Below are 17,522 nucleotides of genomic sequence, written 5' to 3'. Positions count from 1 at the left end.
CGAAGGGGGAAGACCCGCCATGCCGACCTGCCCGAACGGGCACCAGTCCGCCTCCGACGACTGGTGCGAGGTCTGCGGCCACCGCATGGCTGCCGCGGCCGCGCCCGCCGCGGCCGCGCCCGCCGCGAGCTCCTACGGCTACGGCTACCCTCCCACCACCGGTGAGCCGACGGCCCAGGCCGAGCTCTGTCCGCAGTGCCGGACCCCGCGCGAGGCCATGGCCCCGTTCTGCGAGGAGTGCCGGTACAACTTCCTGACGCGCTCGGCGACCTCGTACGCCCCGCTCGGCCAGGAGGCGCCCGGCGCCGCCTCGAACGGCAACGGGACCGGGGCCGGGGCCGCGGCCATGGCAGGGGCCGGGAGTGGGACCGGGGCGGCGGGCACCGTGCCGCCCCCGCCTCCGCCGCCCCCCGTTGCGGCATCGGCGCCGTTCTCCCAGGACCACCTCGAGTACCAGGGCTCGCGCCCCTCCCGGGTCAACCGACCGGCCGAGCCGCTGCAGAGCGAGGACGACTGGCTGCTGCCGCCGCCGGCCGAGAAGCAGCCGCAGCAGTACCAGCAGGCGCCCGCGCCCCAGGAGTACGCACCCCTGGAGTACGCGCCGCAGCCCGAGTACCAGCAGCCCCAGCCGCAGCCGGAGTCCCCGGCGCAGCCTCAGCCTCAGCCGCAGCCCCACCAGGCCTTCCCCTCCCGGAGCGGCTCCTGGACGGCGACGATCGGCCCCGACCGCTCGTACTTCATGGCGATGATGCAGCGCAGCGGCCCCGAGGCGGCCGGGCTCAACCTGCCCGCGTACTCCCCCGAGCAGCACCTCCCGCTCTCCGGCGCGACGATCACCATCGGCCGCCGCCGCGCCTCGACGGGCGAGTCCCCGGACATCGACCTGTCGGTGCCGCCGGAGGACCCGGGCGTGTCCCACCAGCACGCCGTGCTCGTCCAGCAGCCCGACTTCAGCTGGGCCGTCGTCGACCAGAACTCCACCAACGGCACCACCATCAACGGCGGCGAGGATCCCATCCAGCCCTACGTGCCGATCCCGCTCGCCGACGGCGACCGCGTCCACGTGGGCGCCTGGACCACGATCACCATCCGCCGCGGCTGATCCCGGCCCACCGGCGGCGGGGTCATCCGGTGCCCCGCTCGTCCGCCTCCCCCAGCGGCCACACGTAAGGCCCCTGGGGGTCGTCGAGCCACGACCACTGCCCCTCGGCGCTGACCGTCACGCCGAACCGCTCCCGGCCCGGCCGCCCCTCGCCGCGCCACAGGTCCAGGGCCTCGCGCGGGTGCAGTGCCCCCGCGGTCAGCATCAGCATGAACTGGAACCGCTCGTTCTCCACCAGCTCGTACGGGATCCCGTACTCCTGCCCGGGCAGGCCCGCGGGCGATCCCGCGGCCCCGCGCAGCGGGACGAAGTACACCGCGGTGTGCAGGAAGCGGCCCTCCGCGAAGTCGGCGTCGCGGACCCGGAGCGCGAGCAGGCCGGTCGCCAGCGGCGCCAGGATCCGCGCCCCCGGCCGGCACTGGCCGAGCCAGGCGAGCGGGATCCGCGGCAGGGTGCAGGTCACCAGGATCCGGTCGAAGGGGGCGCGGGCGGGGCAGCCGCGCGCGCCGTCGCCGGTGACCACGGCGGGCCGGTAGCCGAGCCGGGCCAGGTGCGCCCGGGCGGACTCGGTGATCTCCTCGTCGAGGTCGACGGTGGTGACGTGCTCGTCGCCGAGCCGGTGGCAGAGCAGCGCCGCGTTGTAGCCGGTGCCGGCGCCGATCTCCAGTACGTCGTTCCCCTCGCGCACGTCCAGCGCCGTGAGCATCTTCGCCATCAGGGACGGCTGGCTGCTGGAGGAGACCAGCTCGCCGTCGCGCAGCCGGGTCGCCAGCGGGGTGTCGGCGTATACCCCGCGCAGCCAGCGGGCACGGCGGGCCGGGTCCGGGTCCTCGGCCCACAGCCGCTCGTGCCCGGCCCCGCGGCCGGTGAAGAACCACGGGACGAACTCGTGCCGGGGCACCGCCGCGAACGCCGCGCGCCAGGCCGGGTCCTCCAGCACCCCGGCGGCGGTCAGCTCGCGCACCTGGGCGGCGTGCGCGGTCTCCCGCAGATCGCGCCGCTCGACGTGCTCCGTGCGATGTGCGCCCATGGCTCCACTGTCCTGCGCCCGGCCGCCCGAGGCGAACGGTGGTCCTAAGACCTCCGTCCTCCGTCCGGGTGTCTGAGACGATGGTCGGGTGAATGAGATTCCGCGGGGCACGCTTCAGGAGCAGACCTTCTACGAGCAGGTCGGCGGCGAGGAGACCTTCCGCCGCCTGGTGCGGCGTTTCTACGAGGGGGTGGCGCAGGACCCGCTGCTGCGCCCGATGTACCCGGAGGAGGATCTCGGCCCGGCCGAGGAGCGGTTCGCGCTCTTCCTGATGCAGTACTGGGGCGGCCCGAACACCTACAGCGAGAACCGCGGGCACCCGCGCCTGCGGATGCGGCACGCCCCGTTCCAGGTGGACGCGGCGGCGCACGACGCGTGGCTGGGCCACATGCGGGTCGCGGTGGACGAGCTGGGCCTGGCGCCGGAGCACGAGGCCCAGCTGTGGCGGTACCTGACGTACGCGGCCGCCTCGATGATCAACACCGCGGGCTGATCCGGCCACCGACGCCCCGCACCGACCCGCCGCCGTGCAAGGGACCCTGCAAGCGGCCGTACAAGAGCCCCCGTGCGAGGGCCCCCGCCGGGCCCGTACGGGGCACGGGCAGCCACCCCGCGGTACACCGCTCCTCCTGCCGGGAACCTCTCCGCCGCACCACCCCGACGGAGATTGGAGTTCCCATGTCGCAGAGCACGGCCGACGCCGTGGACCCGACCACCGACGCGGACGAGGAGGCACTGGACCGCGCCCTCGCCTCGGGCCGGTCGGCCGCCGACTCCGGCCATGCGGAGAGTACGAGCTCCTCGCAACCAGGCCGCGGGCCGGCGCCCGTGTCCCCGGCCGACGGCAGCCCGGCCGCCCGCAGGCACCCCCACGGAGAGTAGGAGCAGGTCATGGCGCTGAAGTTCCAGAACAACTACCACCGCGAGATCTGGACGATGGTGGAGCGGTACCAGCCCAGCTGCTCCGACGGCAGCAACTGGGTGAAGGAGGGCTGGTGGCGGATCGGCCCCGGGGAGAGTGCCACGGTCTTCGGCGGTGACCCCTCCGCGGTCAACGCGACCTGGTACTGCTACGCGTACGCCGGTGACGGCGTCGAGTGGCGCGACCGGTTCCGGGAGACGGTCCCGCACCAGGCCTTCGAGTGGTGTGCGAACACCACGGACGGCAACTCGCGGGAGATCCTCATGAACGAGTTCGTCGTGAGCCGCCCGAACCACACCCACTCGTTCAACCCGTAGCCCGCAGCGCGCTGCCCGCAGCACTCGCCCGCAGCACTCGGTCCGCGGGCCGCGGCCCTACCGGACCGGCCGGACCTGGAGCGCGCCCAGGCCGCCGGCGACGCCGGGGCGGCGCAGGGCGATCGAGCCGTACGGGGTCCTCAGCCGCAGCCAGCCGCCGGAGGCGAGCAGCGCGACCGGCTGGGGCGCCCCGTGGCCACCCGCGGAAGCGGAACCGGTGGCCGCCGCGGAAGCGGTACCCGTACCGGCGGTGACGGCACGGGCGCCGGAAGCGGCCGGCACCGCGGACCGCGTGGGCCGCAGGAAGCCGAGGGACTGCGCGGCGTGCACGGCGCGCAGCGGAAGCTCGGTGTCGCCCAGGGTCCTGGACCAGATCTCGCGGCCGATGCGGTCCCGCTGGGAGCGGGTCCGGTGCTGCGGGGGCAGGGCCTCGTCGCGGGCCCGGAACTCGGCGACGGCGCCGGCCAGGGCTGCCCGGATCGCCTCGGGGGCGGGCAGCCCCGCAACCTCCTGCCAGCCGCCGCGCGGCGGGAGCACCCCGGCCCACGGCGGGCCGGTGACGGCAGCGGGCACGACGGCGCCGGCGGCGTCCTCGTCCACGGATTCCAGCAGCTCACCGGCGGACACGGTCGTGTCCAGCGGCATCGCGACCGGCTCCGCGAGCCGCACGGTGCGGATGGCCAGCACGTCGAAAGACGGCGGCCGCCCGAAGACGGCGAGCGCGCCGCCGCCCGCCTGGAGGCGGACCGCGGCGGCGCGGTCGTAGTGCACCAGCCGGCCCAGGAAGGCGGCGAGGTCCGCCGCCTCCCCGGGGTCGGCGAAGCGCAGCGTGGGGCTCATGCCGCGAGGCGCCCTTCGGAACGCTTCGCCCGGGCACCGGCACCCGCCCGCTCGGGCGCGGGCGCGTCGAGGTACTCCTCGAGGAAGTGCCGCTCCTCGTCGGTGATGCGGCGGGGCCGGCCCTCGGCGAGGTTGTACGGCACGACGACCGTCTCGGCGCGCACGTACACCGTCTCCGGCCGGTCCTCGGTCGCCTCGTCCTTGACCTCGTAGCGGATGGTCAGGGACGCGGCGCCGATCCGGGTCACCCAGGACTCGATGAGCACGGGCTCGTGGCGGTGCACGAGGGGCAGCTTGTAGTCGATCTCGTGGCGGGCCACGACGGAGCCGCCCGTGAAGGACTCACTGCCCTCGCCCGGCGCGAGGCGGAACATGAAGTCGATGCGCGCCTCCTCCAGGTAGCGGAGGAAGACGACGTTGTTGACGTGCCCGAAGGCGTCCATGTCCGCCCAGCGCATGGGGCATCGGTACTGGTGTCTTGCCATGGTGGCTGCCTGCCTCAGCCCCGGGTGAGCTTCTTGTAGGTGGCGCGGTGCGGACGGGTGGCGTCCGGGCCGAGCCGCTCGACCTTGTTCTTCTCGTAGGACTCGAAGTTGCCCTCGAACCAGAACCACTTCGACTCGCCCTCGTACGCCAGGATGTGCGTGGCGACCCGGTCGAGGAACCAGCGGTCGTGGGAGACGACCACGGCGCAGCCGGGGAAGTCCAGCAGCGCGTTCTCGAGGGAGGACAGGGTCTCGACGTCGAGGTCGTTGGTCGGCTCGTCGAGGAGCAGCAGGTTGCCGCCCTGCTTGAGGGTGAGCGCCAGGTTCAGGCGGTTGCGCTCACCGCCGGAGAGCACGCCGGCCGGCTTCTGCTGGTCCGGGCCCTTGAAGCCGAACGCGGAGACATAGGCGCGGGACGGCATCTCGACCTGGCCGACGTTGATGTAGTCCAGCTCGTCCGAGACGACCGCCCAGAGGGTCTTCTTCGGGTCGATGTTGGCGCGGCCCTGGTCGACGTACGAGATCTTGACGGTCTCGCCGACCTTGATGTCGCCGGCGTCCGGGGCCTCCAGGCCCTGGATCATCTTGAACAGCGTGGTCTTGCCCGCGCCGTTCGGACCGATGATGCCGACGATGCCGTTGCGGGGCAGCGTGAAGGACAGGTCGTCGATGAGGACCTTGTCGCCGAAGGCCTTGGAGAGGTTGTTGACCTCGACGACGATCGAGCCCAGGCGCGGGCCCGGCGGGATCTGGATCTCCTCGAAGTCCAGCTTCCGCATCTTCTCCGCCTCGGCGGCCATCTCCTCGTAGCGGGCGAGACGGGCCTTGGACTTGGCCTGGCGGCCCTTGGCGTTGGAGCGGACCCACTCCAGCTCTTCCTTGAGGCGCTTCTGGCGCTTCTCGTCCTTCTTGCCCTCGACCTTGAGGCGCTCGGCCTTCTTCTCCAGGTAGGTGGAGTAGTTGCCCTCGTAGGGGTGGGCGCGGCCGCGGTCGAGCTCCAGGATCCACTCGGCGACGTTGTCGAGGAAGTAGCGGTCGTGGGTGACGGCCACGACGGCGCCCTTGTACTGGGCCAGGTGCTGCTCCAGCCAGTTCACGGACTCGGCGTCGAGGTGGTTGGTGGGCTCGTCGAGGAGCAGCAGGTCGGGGGCCTCGAGCAGGAGCTTGCAGAGGGCGACGCGGCGCTTCTCACCACCGGAGAGGTTGACGACCGGCCAGTCGCCGGGGGGGCAGCCCAGGGCGTCCATGGCCTGCTCCAGCTGGGCGTCGAGGTCCCACGCGTTGGCGTGGTCCAGGTCGTCCTGGAGCTTGCCCATCTCCTCCATCAGCTCGTCGGTGTAGTTCGTCGCCATTTCCTCGGCGATCGCGTTGAACCGGTTGAGCTTGCCCTTGATCTCGGCGACGCCGTCCTCGACGTTCTCCAGGACGGTCTTGCTCTCGTCGAGCTTGGGCTCCTGCATGAGGATGCCGACGCTGTAGCCGGGCGACAGGAAGGCGTCACCGTTGGACGGCTGCTCGATGCCCGCCATGATCTTCAGGACGGTGGACTTACCGGCACCGTTCGGGCCGACGACACCGATCTTGGCTCCCGGCAGGAAGTTCAGGAAGACGTCGTCGAGGATCACCTTGTCACCGTGCGCCTTGCGCGTCTTGCGCATGGTGTAGATGTACTCAGCCAAGAGAAACCGTCCGGCAGATCGATGGTGGGCAGATACACCCCATCTTGCCAGCCGTCCACCCCGCGGCGGAAACCCGTATGGTCAGCGCCCTGATCAGCGGCGGGACCGGGAGGGCCGCGGGACCGGCACGAAAGCCCGCCCACCGGCGCGAAGCCCGTCCATCGGCGCGGGCACGAAGATCATGCACACGGAGAAGGGGAGGCTCTGTGGGAAACGCTCTCGTCGGGCTGGCCACCGCGCTGGTCGGCGTCACCGGCACGCTCGTCGTGGCCGTCCTGTCGCACCGGTCCCTGGCCCGGGTCCAGACGGACCAGTTCGAACGCCAGCGGCGGCTGACGGAGGTCCAGTGGCTGCGCGAGCAGGAGAAGGCGGAGCTCGACCGCCGCCGGGACTGCTACATGAACGTCAACGCGGTCTTCCGCCGCTACCGGACCCAGCTGATGAACTTCCTGTGGCTGATCCAGAAGGCAGAGGTGACCCCGGAGGCCCGGGAGGCGCTGGAGGAAGCGCGGCGGGAGCACCACTCGGCCTTCGCGGAGGCGCAGATGATCGCCTCCGGCTCGGTGCTGGCCGAGCTCGACGGGATGAGCGGCGCCCTGTCCGACATGTACCGCCGGATCATGTGCCTGGACGAGGGCGATCCCGACCCGGACGGCTCGTTCGACGAGATACGCACCGTGGACTTCCACCACCTGTACCGGCGGTGGGACCGGATGCGCGCGGTGATGCGCACCGACCTCGGGGTCGGCGCGGGCGGCACCTCCGCCGCGGCCCCGGTCAGGACCTGAGGCGGCGGCGCCGTCACTCCTCCCTGCCCGGGCCGTCCGGGCAGTACACGGTCAAGGCCTCCGGCAGGGTGTCGAGGACCAGGGAGGCGGGGCAGCGGGCGTACTCGCCGTCGTACGCGAAGGGGGTCCCGGGCGGGATGTCGGCGATCCGGAGCCGGCGCAGGCTGGTGGCGGTGTGCAGCGGGGAGCGCGACAGGGGGCCGGTGAAGGCGGCGGCGAGGAGGCGGGGGCCGGGGCGGCCGCCGCCGTGGACGAGTCGGACGTCCAGCAGGGCTTCGCCGAGGCTCTCGCGGCGGCGCGGCACCGGTCCGGCGCCGTGGTAGGTGCCGTTGCCCGCGAACAGCAGCCAGACGCTCCGCCGCCGCCCGGCCAGCCGCAGCGGCACCGGCCGCTCGGCCCGCAGCACCTTCCAGGCGGCGAGCAGCGCGGCCGGACCGCTGCCGATCCGCGGGGCCCAGCGCAGCCGGTGGCGCAGCAACTCGGGGAACGCCCCGATGCTGAAGGTGTTCAGGAAGTACCCGTGCTCCGCCGGCCCGGCCCCGGGCCCGGGGGTGAAGCGGCCCACGGCGACGCGGACGGCCCGGCCCTCGGCGACGGCGCGGCAGGTGTCCTCCGGGCCGGTCAGGCCGAGGTCGAGCGCGAAGTGGTTCATCGTGCCGCCGGGGAACACCGCGAGCGGCACCCCGGCGCGCAGCGCGGCTCCGGCGGCGGCATTGATCGTGCCGTCGCCGCCCCACACCCCGAGCACCGCGGCCCGGGAGGCGGCGGCCGCGAGCGCCCCGCGCACCTCCGGGCCCTCGCACTCGACCACCTCGGCGGCGGGCAGGGCGTCACGGAGCACCTCGAGCCCCGCGGCGGCCGGGGTGCCCGAGGCGGCGTTGACGACCACGACGAGCCCCTCGCCGTCCGGCAGGGCGGGCGCGTCGGCGGCGGCCGACTCGTTCCGGGGGACGGACCGGGCCTCCTCGACGCGGGCCGCGACCCCGCGCACGGCGAAGCCGGCGGCCACTCCGAGCGCGGCCCCCGCGACCACGTCGGACGGGTAGTGCACCCCCGTGTACACCCGGGAGAACGCCACCGACGCGGCGACCGGAGCCAGCGCCGCACCCCACAGCGGAGCATGCAGCGCCAGCCCGGTGGTGAAGGCGAAGGCGGACGCCGAGTGCCCGGAGGGGAAGGAGGTGGTCAGCGGCTGCGTGGCCAGCTGCCGCACTGCGGGCACCCCCTCCAGCAGCGGCCGCGGGCGGCGTACGGACCATTTGCCGATGGTGTTGATCGTCGCCGAGGCCAGCGCCAGCGAGGCCGATGCGCGCACCGCGGCCTTGCGGGCTCCGGCCGGGCCGAAGGCCGCGATGGCCACCGCGGCCACTCCCCACAGCACCCCGTGGTTGGCGGCGCGGCTGAGCCGCGGCAGCACCCGGTCGCCCCCGGGCCAGTGCCGCCGGGCCACCGCGTCGAACAGGGCCCGGTCCCATCGCGCGGCGGCGCCCCACCAAGTGAGTTCCTGATCAGCCATCTTTCGCCCTTACCCCGGGACGGGGATCCGAAATCGGGCCGATCGGGCGCTCCCCTTCACCTCCCCTTTCCCCTTACGCCTCGTCCTCCTCCAGCGGCCGCTTGCGGACCAGGAGCACCACCAGCCCGCCCAGCACCACCAGGCCCACCGCCAGGGAGGCGATCACCGGCGTGGCCGCCGAGCTGCCGCTGGTGGCGAGACGTTCCTCGTCCGGGCTGGTCGAGGGCTCGGCCGCGGCGGAGGCCGCCGTCACGACGTTCCCCCCGTCGGCCCTGCCCGCCGCGGCCACCAGCGGCTGCGGCCAGACCGCCGTCGCCCGGGCCGCGGCCGCGGACTCGCTGGAGCCGGCCACGATCTGCGCCTGGGTGGGAAGACCGCTGGTGAAGACCCGCCCGACCGGCACCTTCGTGGAGCCCTGCACGCTGATCGAGGCGGTCCCGTCCGGGGTGCCCGCGGGTACCTCGACGTACAGCCGGCTTCCGTTGGCCGCGGCGGTGACCGGCCGGCCCTCGGCGTCGACGACCCGCACCCCCATGGCCGCGGCGGCCGCGTCGGGCGTGACCGTCACGCTCTGCGCCCCGGTGCGCACGGTGACCGGGCCGATCCGGCTGCCCACCGGCCCGGACACGCTCGCCGGATCCAGGTGGAGCGAGGCCGGGGGCTCAGGCAGCCGCCCCGCGGACCGCTGGAGGTAGTCGGCGAGCTTCTCAGCCGCCGGGTCGGCGGCCTCGACCTGCGCCCCGTCCGCCAGCCGCCAGATCGCCACCTGGGTTCCGGCCGCCGCGCTCTCCGCGGTGAGCGCCCCGGCCCCGGCCGCCTTGGCGAGCCCGACGAGGTCGTTCAGCTGGGGGTAGGAGTGCTCCAGGACCCAGCGGATCCGGCCCGCCTCCGCGTTCCCGGCGAGCGGGCTGCCGCTCCAGCCGCTCTCCGTGTACCGGGCCTGGGGCTGCGCGGTGCCGGCCACCCCGACCCCGTAGGTCTGGAGCATCCCGCCGCCGTCGACCCGCATCTCGTACAGCCCGGCCGGGATCTGCCGGACCGACCCGTCGGGGGCGTGCAGGACGGCCTGCCCGAAGGTCTTGAGCCCGTCGAGGACGGCGGTCGCCCCCTCCGCTGTCCGGGCGGCGGGTGCCCCGGAGTCGGCGGCAGCCGTCGCTCCGGGCGCGGCCGCGAGGGCCGCGGCCAGCAGGGCCACCGCCAGCGGCCGCCGCGCGGACCCCCGCCCCGGCGCGGCAGCGCCGGCCGCAGCCGCGGCTGCGGCCGCAGGCAGGACGGAACCGGCAGCAGCAGAAGTGCGCGGAGCAGAAGCGGAATCAGAAGCGGAGGATGCGGGAACGCCAATCGACACAGTCTTCCCCTTCGGGCCAAAGACCCTGGTGCCCGTGAGTACCGGGGAATCCTAGCTGCCTCGAACACTCAGACCACCGCCGCCTTCTGAGTGGCCATCAGGGCGGGCTCGGCCTTGACCACCCTGCGGAACGCGGCCGTCCCCCTGTTGAGGTCGTGGCCGATGGCCGTGGCGTCGATCTCCGCCGAGAACCAGCGGTTCCCGTCGGCGTCAGGCGGTTCGTCCCGCACCCTCAGCCGCCCGTGCACCACCAGCGGTTCGCCGACCGAAACGGAACCGGTCAGATTCACCGCGAGGGTGCGCCGGGCCCACACGGTGTAGAAGCTGGTGGCCCCATCCGTCCAAGCGTCCTTGCGTCGATCAAAATACCGTGGTGTGACGGCGAAACGGAACCTTGCGGACGGCCCGTTGACGGTCTCTTTGTAGTCAATCTGCGTGGCCACATGGCCGATCAGCGTCACCAGCGTGTCGTTCACCGCGGCCGCCTCCCCCGCGTCCGTCACCGCACGGACGCGTCCCTCCCCGCACGGACCCTCCGCACGGCGTACGACCAGGCTGGCCGACCGCCCCGGATCCCGCCCGCCCCTGTGGATTACTGACGGGTTGTGGACAACTTCGCCACCGTCGCGTACTGCTCCCGCACCTCCCGGTAGCGCAGCAGTTCCGCCGCCACCGGCTCCAGCACCCGGGCCCGCCCGCACCCGGCCGCCGCCTGCCGCAGCCGCCGCTCCGCGTCCTGCCCGTACCGCCGGGCCGGCCCCCTGGCCGCGATCGAGCAGGCCCACTCCACCAGCGGCCCGCCGACGATGCCCGCCGCCATCAGCAGCACCGGCGGCACCAGGTCCGGCTCCAACACCCCGACGATCTGCCCGACCAGCCACAGCCCGCCGTAGATCTGAACCAGCGTCATCGCCGCCTGCGCGAGCACGGCCGCCGGCCACCACGCGGGCCGCGGCGGCTTGGCGCCCGGCACCGCGGCGGCCGCCCCGAGCGTCACCGCGACCTCGTCCAGCAGCCGGGGCAGCTGCTCGCCGCCGCGCACCGCGGTCTCCCGTACCGCTTGGGCCCAGGGGTCGGGCAGCCCGGCCACCGACGCGTCGGCGACGGCCCGTACGGCCTGCTCCACCCGCTGCCGCGCCGTCACCTCCTCCTCCGGCCCCGGGCCTGAGCCGGGCCCGCGGCCGCCGATCTCCCCGGCTGCCAGCCCGGCCAGCGCGCGCGGGGCGCGCCGGCTCCCGTACCACCGCCACAGCCGCAGCCACGGGGTGCCGCACGCCTTGCCGGCGTTGCGCCGCCAGGCCCGCTCGGCGGCGAGCCCGGCCGCATGCGCCCCGACCGCCTCCGCGAGCCGGTCCTCGAACTCGGCGCGGGCCTCTTCCCCGATCTCGGGCCCGGGGTGGCCGTCGGCCACGTACAGCGGGCGCATGCGGTCGGCGGCCCGGTCGACGTCGGCGGCGATGCGCCGGGTGGCGGCATCGTGCTCCTGGGCGAACTGGCCGAGCAGTTCGCGCAGTTCCGCGACGCCCTCGCCGGTGAGCGCGGACAGCCCGAGGACGGTCGCGCCGGGCTCGTCGTGCTCGCCGAGCGCGATGCCGTCCTCGTCCAGCAGCCGCCGCAGGTCGTCCAGGACGAGGTCGGCGGCCTCACCGGGCAGCCGGTCCACCTGGTTCAGCACGACGAACGTCACCTCGGCGTGTCCGGCGAGCGGGCGCAGGTACCGCTCGTGCAGCACCGCGTCGGCGTACTTCTCGGGGTCCACCACCCACACCACCGCGTCGACCAGCGCGAGGACGCGGTCCACGTGTTCGCGGTGGGCGCCCACCGCGGAGTCCAGGTCGGGCAGGTCCACCAGGACCAGCCCGCGCAGCGCGCCCGCCTCGGTGGTCTCGCGCGGGCGGCGCCGCAGCCGGCCGGGGATCTCGAGCCGGTCCAGCAGTCCGGCCGCGCCGTCGGACCAGCTGCACGCGATGGGCGCGGCGGTCGTCGGCCGGCGCAGCCCGGTGTCGGAGATCTGCACTCCGGCGAGTGCGTTGAACAGGGTGGACTTGCCGCTTCCGGTGGCTCCGGCGATCGCGACGACCGTGTGCTGCGCCGACAGCCCGCGCCGCGCCGCCGCCTCGTCGAGGACCCGGCCGGCCTCGGCGAGGGTCTTGCCGTCGAGCCGGGTCCGGGAGAGCGCGACCAGCCGGCCCAGCGCCTCCAGCCGGCTGCGCAGGGCCCTGGCCTCGCGGCTGACCGGCGGCGCGGGCGTCCTGCCGCTGTCGCTGCCCGCGCCGGACAGGGCCCGCATGAGCGCGTCGTCGCCGTCGTCGCCGTCCTCCCCCGCCGCCTCGCGCACGGGGCGCGAGCGTGCGATCAGTCCGTCGTCCCAGCGGTCGTCGGTGCGGTCGGTCAGGGCGTTCACCGCGTCACCTCTCCTTCTGCAGTACGGACAGCGCGGCGATCAGCTCGGCCTGCGGCTCGGGGGTCACCTCGAGGGCTTCCAGCGGCGCCAGGCGCCGGTCCCGTTCGGCGCGCAGCACCTGTTCGAGGTGGTCGGCGACGAGCTCGCCGCCGCGGTCGCGCAGCCGCACGGCGGCCTGTACGCCGATCCGCTCGGCGAGCTTCTCCCCTGCGGGGCGGGCCCGCCTGCCGCCGAGGAGGGCCGCGACGAGCAGCGCGGCGATGCCGTCGGCGTCGGGGGCGGGCTGCCGTTCGCACCAGGCGACCTCCTGCTCGGCGAGTTCCTCCAGGACGCGCCGCCAGCGGCGCACGGCCACGCCGATGCGCTCCGCCGCCTCCCGGTCCGGGGTGGGCACGGGGACCGCCCCGGCGGCCGGCTCGCGCCGCCAGGCCTCGGCGATCCGCTCGTCGGCGGCGGCGACGGCGCACTGCAGGAGGGCGCCGAGGGATTCGGCGAGCGAGTCCAGCAGTTCGTCGGCGGTGGTGTCGAGGGGGTAGCCGCGCCACCGGGTCAGTGCGTCCCCGGAGAGTACGGCGCCCTGGTCGAGCCGGGCCCGTACCCGCTTGCCCTCCTGCTTGTACGCGTCCTCCACGGCCGTGGTCAGCCGTACGGCGGCGGCGTACTGGGCGGCGACGGCCGAGGCCAGCTCCGGCATCCGGCGCCCGAGGGAGTCCAGCGCGCCGAGCGCGGTGCGGCCGACGGCGTATTGCCGGGCGGCGGGGTCCTGGGCGTGGTGGGCGAGCCAGGCACCGAGCGGGGCGACGGCGCTGGCGGGCAGCAGCCCGCCCCCGCCGGCCGATTCGGGCAGCTCGGGCACCGTGAACCGGGGGACGTCGCCGAGCCCGGCGCGGGTGAGGAGGGCCCCGTACTGCCGGGAGACCTCGCCGAGCACCTGGTGCGGCACGCGGTCCAGGACGATGACGAGGGTCGCCTTGTACTGCTTGGCGGTGCGCAGCAGGTGCCAGGGGACGGCGTCGGCGTAGCGGGAGGCGGTCGTGACCATGACCCAGACGTCGGCGGCACAGATGAGCTCGGCGGCGAGGGTGCGGTTCTCGACGACGAGGGAGTCGATGTCGGGGGCGTCGAGGAGGGCCAGTCCGCGGGGCAGGCCGCTGGCGGTCTCGATCCGCAGCTCACGGGTGGGCGCGCCGTGGGGCTCCGGCCCCGGGTCGCCCGCCCGGCCGCCGGCCGGAAACGGCTCGTCCTCGCCGGGCGGCGCCCATACGCGCAGCAGGTCGGGCAGGACCCGCATCCCGGCGAACCAGTGGTGGTCGTCCGGGTGGCAGACGAGCACGGGGATGCGGGTGGTGGGCCGCAGGACTCCCGCTTCGCTGACCTGGCGGCCCACCAGGGAGTTGACGAGGGTGGACTTACCGGCCCCGGTGGAGCCGCCGACGACGGCGAGCAGCGGGGCCTCGGGCGCCTTCAGCCGCGGTACGAGGTAGTCGTCGAGCTGCGCGAGCAGCTCGGCTCTGGTCTGGCGGGCGCGCGGGGCGCCGGGCAGGGGCAGCGGCAGACGCACGGACGCGACCCGGTCGCGCAGGGCGGACAGGGCATCGAGCAGCTGAGGCCGAACATCCAAGGTCACCACATGCGAAGAATGCCCAATTTAGGACCATTTTTGAAGCTTATACGCCCTCTGCGCGCCGACCGCGACTCGGAGGGACCTTCCGGTCAGAGCAGACGAGTGGGACGCAGGCATAACGAGTGCACAACACCCAGGGCGCCGCGGCGCAAAAGCGGTGCGAGAATCGCACCTGCCTGCGATTATCGGGACCGCTTCACCGAACCTCCACATCGTGGCACGCGGGTGAAGCAACCGGGACAAGGCAACCGGAGCCCTATCCTTGACCCGGCACGGACGACAGTCCCACCCACACCCCGGGGCTCCAGGCCACCACGGCCACCTTCCGGCCCCCGTAGCTCAGTGGATAGAGCAGGTGCCTTCTAAGCACTTGGCCGCAGGTTCGAGTCCTGCCGGGGGCACTCTCACCACCCCAGCCGAAAGCCCTCCCCCCGGGAGGGCTTCCGTGCAGGTCAGAGGCACTTTGCCACGACCGACGCAGCGCCCGCAACGGCCCGATGCCCCCGGCCGGCGCCCGGGGGCGTCCGGCAGTCACCGGGTCTCTGCGGGTGGCCCGGAGAATACGCGGTGAACTTTTCCGCGATCTTCAGCCGACCTACGACACCTCGGGCAGGTCCCCGCCGGCACGCTCGATCCGCCGCTTGAGGTCCGGAAACTGCCCGGTGATACATCGGGCATACACGGCAAGCAGGACAGGAACGCTGTTCCCCGCCCAGTCGGCCGCCTGTGCCGGTGGTACGCCATCGTTCAGCCAGTTGGTGAGGCAGGTATGCCGCAGGTCATAGACCCGCATCCCCAGCGGCGACGCGATCTCCTCCTCCGTCAGCACGTTCTTCCGGGCGGTCGTCCACGCCTGACGGATGACCGTTCCCGCGAGCACACCCCCCGTTCTCCCCTGAAAGAGGAGGTCGCCTGGCTTCAGCTACTCGGCCGCGACGTGCTCGCGAAGGATCCGCATCACCGCACGTCTGCACGGGACGACCCGCATGTCGTCTTCAGCGTGCCCCTTGCGACCGCGCCGCTCGTGAATCTCACCGCTGTCGGTTCAGTGCTTGCCGACCTCGGGCCGCGCCGAGTGGATGAGAAGCTCACCCCATTGATCGTCGTCCCCCGCGCCCGGTAGCCGGACGTCCACCACCTGCATGGCGACCGCTCCCTCGGGCCGGGGGCCCGCGTAATACATGGCCGCGAAGAAGGCATGCAGCCGGCTCCCACCCCGAGAGCGCCGACGAACCCACGCCAACAGGTGAGCCGCCTGGTCCCTGCCCACAAGGGACCGCTTGTCGACTGCAGCAGACGACTTCGGCGCGGTCCCCCGCCTCTTCGGCAACGAATTGGCCTTCAAGGTGCCGTGCTTGACTGCGTCCTCCACGGCCACGTTCAGGATCCGGCGCGCCCGCTTGCCAGAGCTCGCAGCAGTCGCCGAGCCGTCCAGCTCCCTGGCCAGCGCATCGAGCACACGCTCCAACGTCCGCGGGTCCTCCCAGGCGGCCATTCATGGCGAGCCACCCCGCGACCGGGATACGACTCCACAACGCGACGCTGTACAACTCCCTGTTCCGCGCAGACGACGAGATACTCGTGAACACCCACGTATACGGAATCGGTGCCTGCCTCGCCCCGGTGCTTCACCTGCGCCGACTCCCTGGTGGCGGCCGATTCGACACATGCGCCAATAGCATCGAACAAACCTGGGGAGGCGCGGACCGACCACGACTTCACGGAGGCATGAGCATGGGACGCATCGGCTATCTCCACGACCCGCAGGCGCCGACGGCAAACTCCGTCGTGCCCTCCGTCGCGGCTTTCATGCAGAACGACGAGGGTTAAAGGTACTCGTGATCCAGCGCTCCGACAACGGGCGATGGGCCCTTCCGGGCGGCGGCCACGACATCGGTGAATCGATCAGCGACACCGTGGTGCGAGAGGTCTGGGAAGAGACCGGAATCAAGGCCGAGGTGCTCGACATGTCGGGGATCTACACCGACCCCGGACACGTCATGCTCTACGACGATGGCGAGGCTCGGCAGCAGTTCAGCATCTGCTTCCGGGCCCGGCCAATCGGTGACGACATCCGTACGAGCAACGAGACGACCCAGGTGCGTTGGGTGGATCCGGCCGATCTCTCGGAGTTGGACATCCACTCGACCATGCTCCTACGCATCGAGCACGCGATGGACACATCTCGGAGCACGCCTTACATCGGCTGACGCTTGGCGGCGGCCAGCCGCTCATGCCCGCGCCCACAGCTCAGCGGTGATCTCGGGCTCTGCGCGTCGGATGAATATTCCGATCAGGCTGTCCGGGCCGTACCGACCAGCGATCTCGTCCACCTGGTCCACAGGGTTGGTGGGGGCCGCCGTCCGGGGTGGTGTTCATGTCGCAGAAGCAGAGCGCATCGGCCAGCTCGGGCCTCGCGCGGGAACTCGTCCTCAAGTTCCTCCATCCATGCACAGGAGTGGTGCGCGACCAGTCGCACGACCCGCTCGTCCGCGCCGGCCGTGTCCCGGAGATACCGGGCGCCATCGAGCGGGTGAAACCCCGTCTTGGCCAGGGTCGGGGCGTAGCCGATGTCGTGCAGTACCGCCGCCGCCTCCAGCAGCTCGGCGCGTACGTACCCAGAATCGGCACGCTTGCGAGCCCTCTCCGCGCCCCCGAGGGAGTGCTGCCACCGGCGCGGAAGCGCCTCACCAGCAGCGACTCCGCGAGCGGGTACGCCCACCCAGTCAGCGTTGTGGTGCTCAAGGCTTTGAGTCCTCCTCCTGGTTCAGAACAGCCCGAACCGTTCGCCGCTTTCCCTGTCCCCTCCCTCGCTCAGCACTCCTGCGACCTCAAGCTGCGTCAGCACTTTGCTGATGGTTGGGCGGGAGACCCCGAGTCGCGAGGACAGCTCGCCTGCGCTCAGAAAACGCTGCCCCGACTTCCAGCCGCTCAGACACGATGAGTGCCGCAACTCGCTCAGCCAACGGCCGCCGATCCGTGCCCTCCTCTTCGCGGATCACCCGCCACCAGGCGCCGGGTACCGGTTCGGCAACGCCTTCCTTCCGCAGCACCTGAAACGCCCTGAGCGCCACGCCGCGAATGAGACGCTATAGGCGTCCATAACTTGCGATAGTGACGACAACTCAGTCATCTCGGCGGTAGACACGATTTCGGCCTTCAGCGCGTCAGCGACCTTCGAGAAGGTCCCGCGAGGACTGGCCTGGTCCGACACTTGATCTTCCCGTCCGCTCCAGACGCCGAACCTAAGAGGCCATCTCATTTGGGTGGTTGGGTAGGCTGTCGGTCGTGGTGGGGATTGTTGAGCGGCTGGTGCCGGACGAGTTGTGGGAGTTGTTCCAGCGGGTGGTGCCGGAGGCGCCGTCGCGGCCTCAGGGCGGTGGCCGGCGTCGGCATGGCGACCGGGAAGTGTTTGCTGCGATCGTGTTCGTGGCCACGTCCGGTTGTACGTGGCAGCAGCTGCCTGC

General features: G+C 72.9%; 18 protein-coding genes, 1 tRNA gene and 3 pseudogenes. 9 read left to right on the top strand and 13 right to left on the bottom strand.

The window, feature by feature from the left end; translation table 11 throughout:
- The first annotated feature begins 19 nt into the window (after positions 1-19).
- Positions 20-1,102, top strand: a complete 1,083-nt coding sequence (locus tag ABZ924_RS27030) for an FHA domain-containing protein (RefSeq protein ID WP_361914932.1) — start codon at positions 20-22, stop codon at positions 1,100-1,102.
- Between the two features lie 22 nt (positions 1,103-1,124).
- Here the strand turns inward: ABZ924_RS27030 and ABZ924_RS27025 are convergent, their stop codons facing one another.
- Complete coding sequence (locus ABZ924_RS27025; protein WP_361914930.1) at positions 1,125-2,132, bottom strand: methyltransferase domain-containing protein; 1,008 nt, start codon at positions 2,130-2,132, stop codon at positions 1,125-1,127.
- A gap of 88 nt (positions 2,133-2,220) precedes the next feature.
- Between ABZ924_RS27025 and ABZ924_RS27020 the strand changes: the two genes are divergently transcribed.
- The 3 genes from ABZ924_RS27020 (at position 2,221) to ABZ924_RS27010 (ending at position 3,371) form a co-directional block, all read left to right on the top strand.
- The gene (locus ABZ924_RS27020) at positions 2,221-2,625 is read left to right on the top strand and encodes a globin (RefSeq protein ID WP_361914927.1); all 405 of its coding nucleotides are present in this window, start codon (positions 2,221-2,223) and stop codon (positions 2,623-2,625) included.
- A gap of 185 nt (positions 2,626-2,810) precedes the next feature.
- Complete coding sequence (locus ABZ924_RS27015) at positions 2,811-3,014, top strand: hypothetical protein (RefSeq protein WP_361914924.1); 204 nt, start codon at positions 2,811-2,813, stop codon at positions 3,012-3,014.
- 9 nt (positions 3,015-3,023) lie between these two features.
- Entirely contained in the window at positions 3,024-3,371 is a 348-nt protein-coding gene (locus ABZ924_RS27010; RefSeq protein ID WP_361914921.1) for a DUF1036 domain-containing protein, read from the top strand.
- 57 nt (positions 3,372-3,428) lie between these two features.
- Here the strand turns inward: ABZ924_RS27010 and ABZ924_RS27005 are convergent, their stop codons facing one another.
- From ABZ924_RS27005 to ettA, 3 genes are read right to left on the bottom strand one after another with little or no spacing between them, the layout of a single operon-like run.
- On the bottom strand, positions 3,429-4,211 hold the full coding sequence (locus ABZ924_RS27005) for a hypothetical protein (protein ID WP_361914918.1): 783 nt from the start codon (positions 4,209-4,211) through the stop codon (positions 3,429-3,431).
- Positions 4,208-4,696, bottom strand: coding sequence for a thioesterase family protein (locus ABZ924_RS27000; protein WP_361914915.1), 489 nt, complete (start codon positions 4,694-4,696; stop codon positions 4,208-4,210). Before ABZ924_RS27000 ends, ABZ924_RS27005 begins: the two co-directional genes overlap by 4 nt.
- A 14-nt stretch (positions 4,697-4,710) precedes the next feature.
- Positions 4,711-6,375: an energy-dependent translational throttle protein EttA gene (ettA, locus tag ABZ924_RS26995; protein WP_361914912.1), complete on the bottom strand. Its 1,665-nt coding sequence runs from the start codon at positions 6,373-6,375 to the stop codon at positions 4,711-4,713.
- A gap of 206 nt (positions 6,376-6,581) precedes the next feature.
- Here ettA and ABZ924_RS26990 point away from each other — a divergent pair, with 206 nt between their 5' ends.
- A complete protein-coding gene (locus ABZ924_RS26990) occupies positions 6,582-7,163 on the top strand; it encodes a hypothetical protein (protein WP_361914909.1) in 582 nt (193 codons plus the stop codon).
- A 13-nt stretch (positions 7,164-7,176) separates the two neighbouring features.
- Here the strand turns inward: ABZ924_RS26990 and ABZ924_RS26985 are convergent, their stop codons facing one another.
- The 5 genes from ABZ924_RS26985 to ABZ924_RS26965 all read right to left on the bottom strand — a co-directional run bounded on the left by ABZ924_RS26985 (position 7,177) and on the right by ABZ924_RS26965 (position 14,052).
- A complete protein-coding gene (locus tag ABZ924_RS26985; protein WP_361914906.1) occupies positions 7,177-8,679 on the bottom strand; it encodes a phosphatase PAP2 family protein in 1,503 nt (500 codons plus the stop codon).
- Between the two features lie 73 nt (positions 8,680-8,752).
- Complete coding sequence (locus ABZ924_RS26980) at positions 8,753-10,027, bottom strand: thioester domain-containing protein (protein WP_361914903.1); 1,275 nt, start codon at positions 10,025-10,027, stop codon at positions 8,753-8,755.
- Positions 10,028-10,095: 68 nt separating this feature from the next.
- Positions 10,096-10,503, bottom strand: a complete 408-nt coding sequence (locus tag ABZ924_RS26975) for a single-stranded DNA-binding protein (RefSeq protein ID WP_361914900.1) — start codon at positions 10,501-10,503, stop codon at positions 10,096-10,098.
- 116 nt (positions 10,504-10,619) lie between these two features.
- Entirely contained in the window at positions 10,620-12,431 is a 1,812-nt protein-coding gene (locus tag ABZ924_RS26970; protein ID WP_361914897.1) for a GTPase, read from the bottom strand.
- A gap of 4 nt (positions 12,432-12,435) precedes the next feature.
- Complete coding sequence (locus tag ABZ924_RS26965; RefSeq protein WP_361914894.1) at positions 12,436-14,052, bottom strand: ATP-binding protein; 1,617 nt, start codon at positions 14,050-14,052, stop codon at positions 12,436-12,438.
- Positions 14,053-14,383: 331 nt separating this feature from the next.
- On the opposite strand from ABZ924_RS26965, the gene ABZ924_RS26960 reads away from it, so the two are divergent.
- Positions 14,384-14,456 (top strand) — tRNA-Arg (locus tag ABZ924_RS26960).
- Positions 14,457-14,650: 194 nt separating this feature from the next.
- On the opposite strand, the gene ABZ924_RS26955 is transcribed toward ABZ924_RS26960, so the two are convergent.
- Both ABZ924_RS26955 and ABZ924_RS26950 read right to left on the bottom strand, forming a co-directional pair.
- Positions 14,651-14,935 carry a hypothetical protein gene (locus ABZ924_RS26955; RefSeq protein WP_361914891.1) on the bottom strand — a complete coding sequence of 95 codons (285 nt, stop codon included), beginning with the start codon at positions 14,933-14,935 and terminating at the stop codon, positions 14,651-14,653.
- A gap of 165 nt (positions 14,936-15,100) precedes the next feature.
- A complete protein-coding gene (locus ABZ924_RS26950; RefSeq protein WP_361914888.1) occupies positions 15,101-15,514 on the bottom strand; it encodes a hypothetical protein in 414 nt (137 codons plus the stop codon).
- Positions 15,515-15,558: 44 nt separating this feature from the next.
- Here ABZ924_RS26950 and ABZ924_RS26945 point away from each other — a divergent pair.
- Positions 15,559-15,787: pseudogene (locus ABZ924_RS26945) on the top strand (XRE family transcriptional regulator); the annotation flags it as partial.
- 2 nt (positions 15,788-15,789) lie between these two features.
- Positions 15,790-16,265 (top strand): annotated as a pseudogene (locus tag ABZ924_RS26940) (NUDIX domain-containing protein).
- Here ABZ924_RS26940 and ABZ924_RS26935 read toward each other — a convergent pair.
- A pseudogene (locus ABZ924_RS26935) lies at positions 16,253-16,800 on the bottom strand (HD domain-containing protein). The pseudogenes ABZ924_RS26940 and ABZ924_RS26935 sit on opposite strands and share 13 nt — an antisense overlap.
- Before the next feature lie 22 nt (positions 16,801-16,822).
- A complete protein-coding gene (locus ABZ924_RS26930) occupies positions 16,823-17,008 on the bottom strand; it encodes a helix-turn-helix domain-containing protein (RefSeq protein WP_361914885.1) in 186 nt (61 codons plus the stop codon).
- A 326-nt stretch (positions 17,009-17,334) separates the two neighbouring features.
- Between ABZ924_RS26930 and ABZ924_RS26925 the strand changes: the two genes are divergently transcribed.
- Positions 17,335-17,522 (top strand): transposase (locus ABZ924_RS26925; protein WP_361914975.1); only part of this gene is annotated, 188 nt, incomplete at its 3' end.

Source organism: Streptomyces sp. NPDC046876, from assembly GCF_040645035.1.
GTDB lineage: Bacteria > Actinomycetota > Actinomycetes > Streptomycetales > Streptomycetaceae > Streptomyces.
Note: the sequence above shows the minus strand (reverse complement) of the source record. Positions and strands in the feature narration are given on the sequence as shown.

Coding starts and splice junctions, on each gene's coding strand:
- ABZ924_RS27030 (WP_361914932.1), top strand. CDS start 20: ATGCCGACCTGCCCGAACGGGCACCAGTCCGCCTCCGACGACTGGTGC.
- ABZ924_RS27025 (WP_361914930.1), bottom strand. CDS start 2,132: ATGGGCGCACATCGCACGGAGCACGTCGAGCGGCGCGATCTGCGGGAG.
- ABZ924_RS27015 (WP_361914924.1), top strand. CDS start 2,811: ATGTCGCAGAGCACGGCCGACGCCGTGGACCCGACCACCGACGCGGAC.
- ABZ924_RS27010 (WP_361914921.1), top strand. CDS start 3,024: ATGGCGCTGAAGTTCCAGAACAACTACCACCGCGAGATCTGGACGATG.
- ABZ924_RS27005 (WP_361914918.1), bottom strand. CDS start 4,211: ATGAGCCCCACGCTGCGCTTCGCCGACCCCGGGGAGGCGGCGGACCTC.
- ABZ924_RS27000 (WP_361914915.1), bottom strand. CDS start 4,696: ATGGCAAGACACCAGTACCGATGCCCCATGCGCTGGGCGGACATGGAC.
- ABZ924_RS26985 (WP_361914906.1), bottom strand. CDS start 8,679: ATGGCTGATCAGGAACTCACTTGGTGGGGCGCCGCCGCGCGATGGGAC.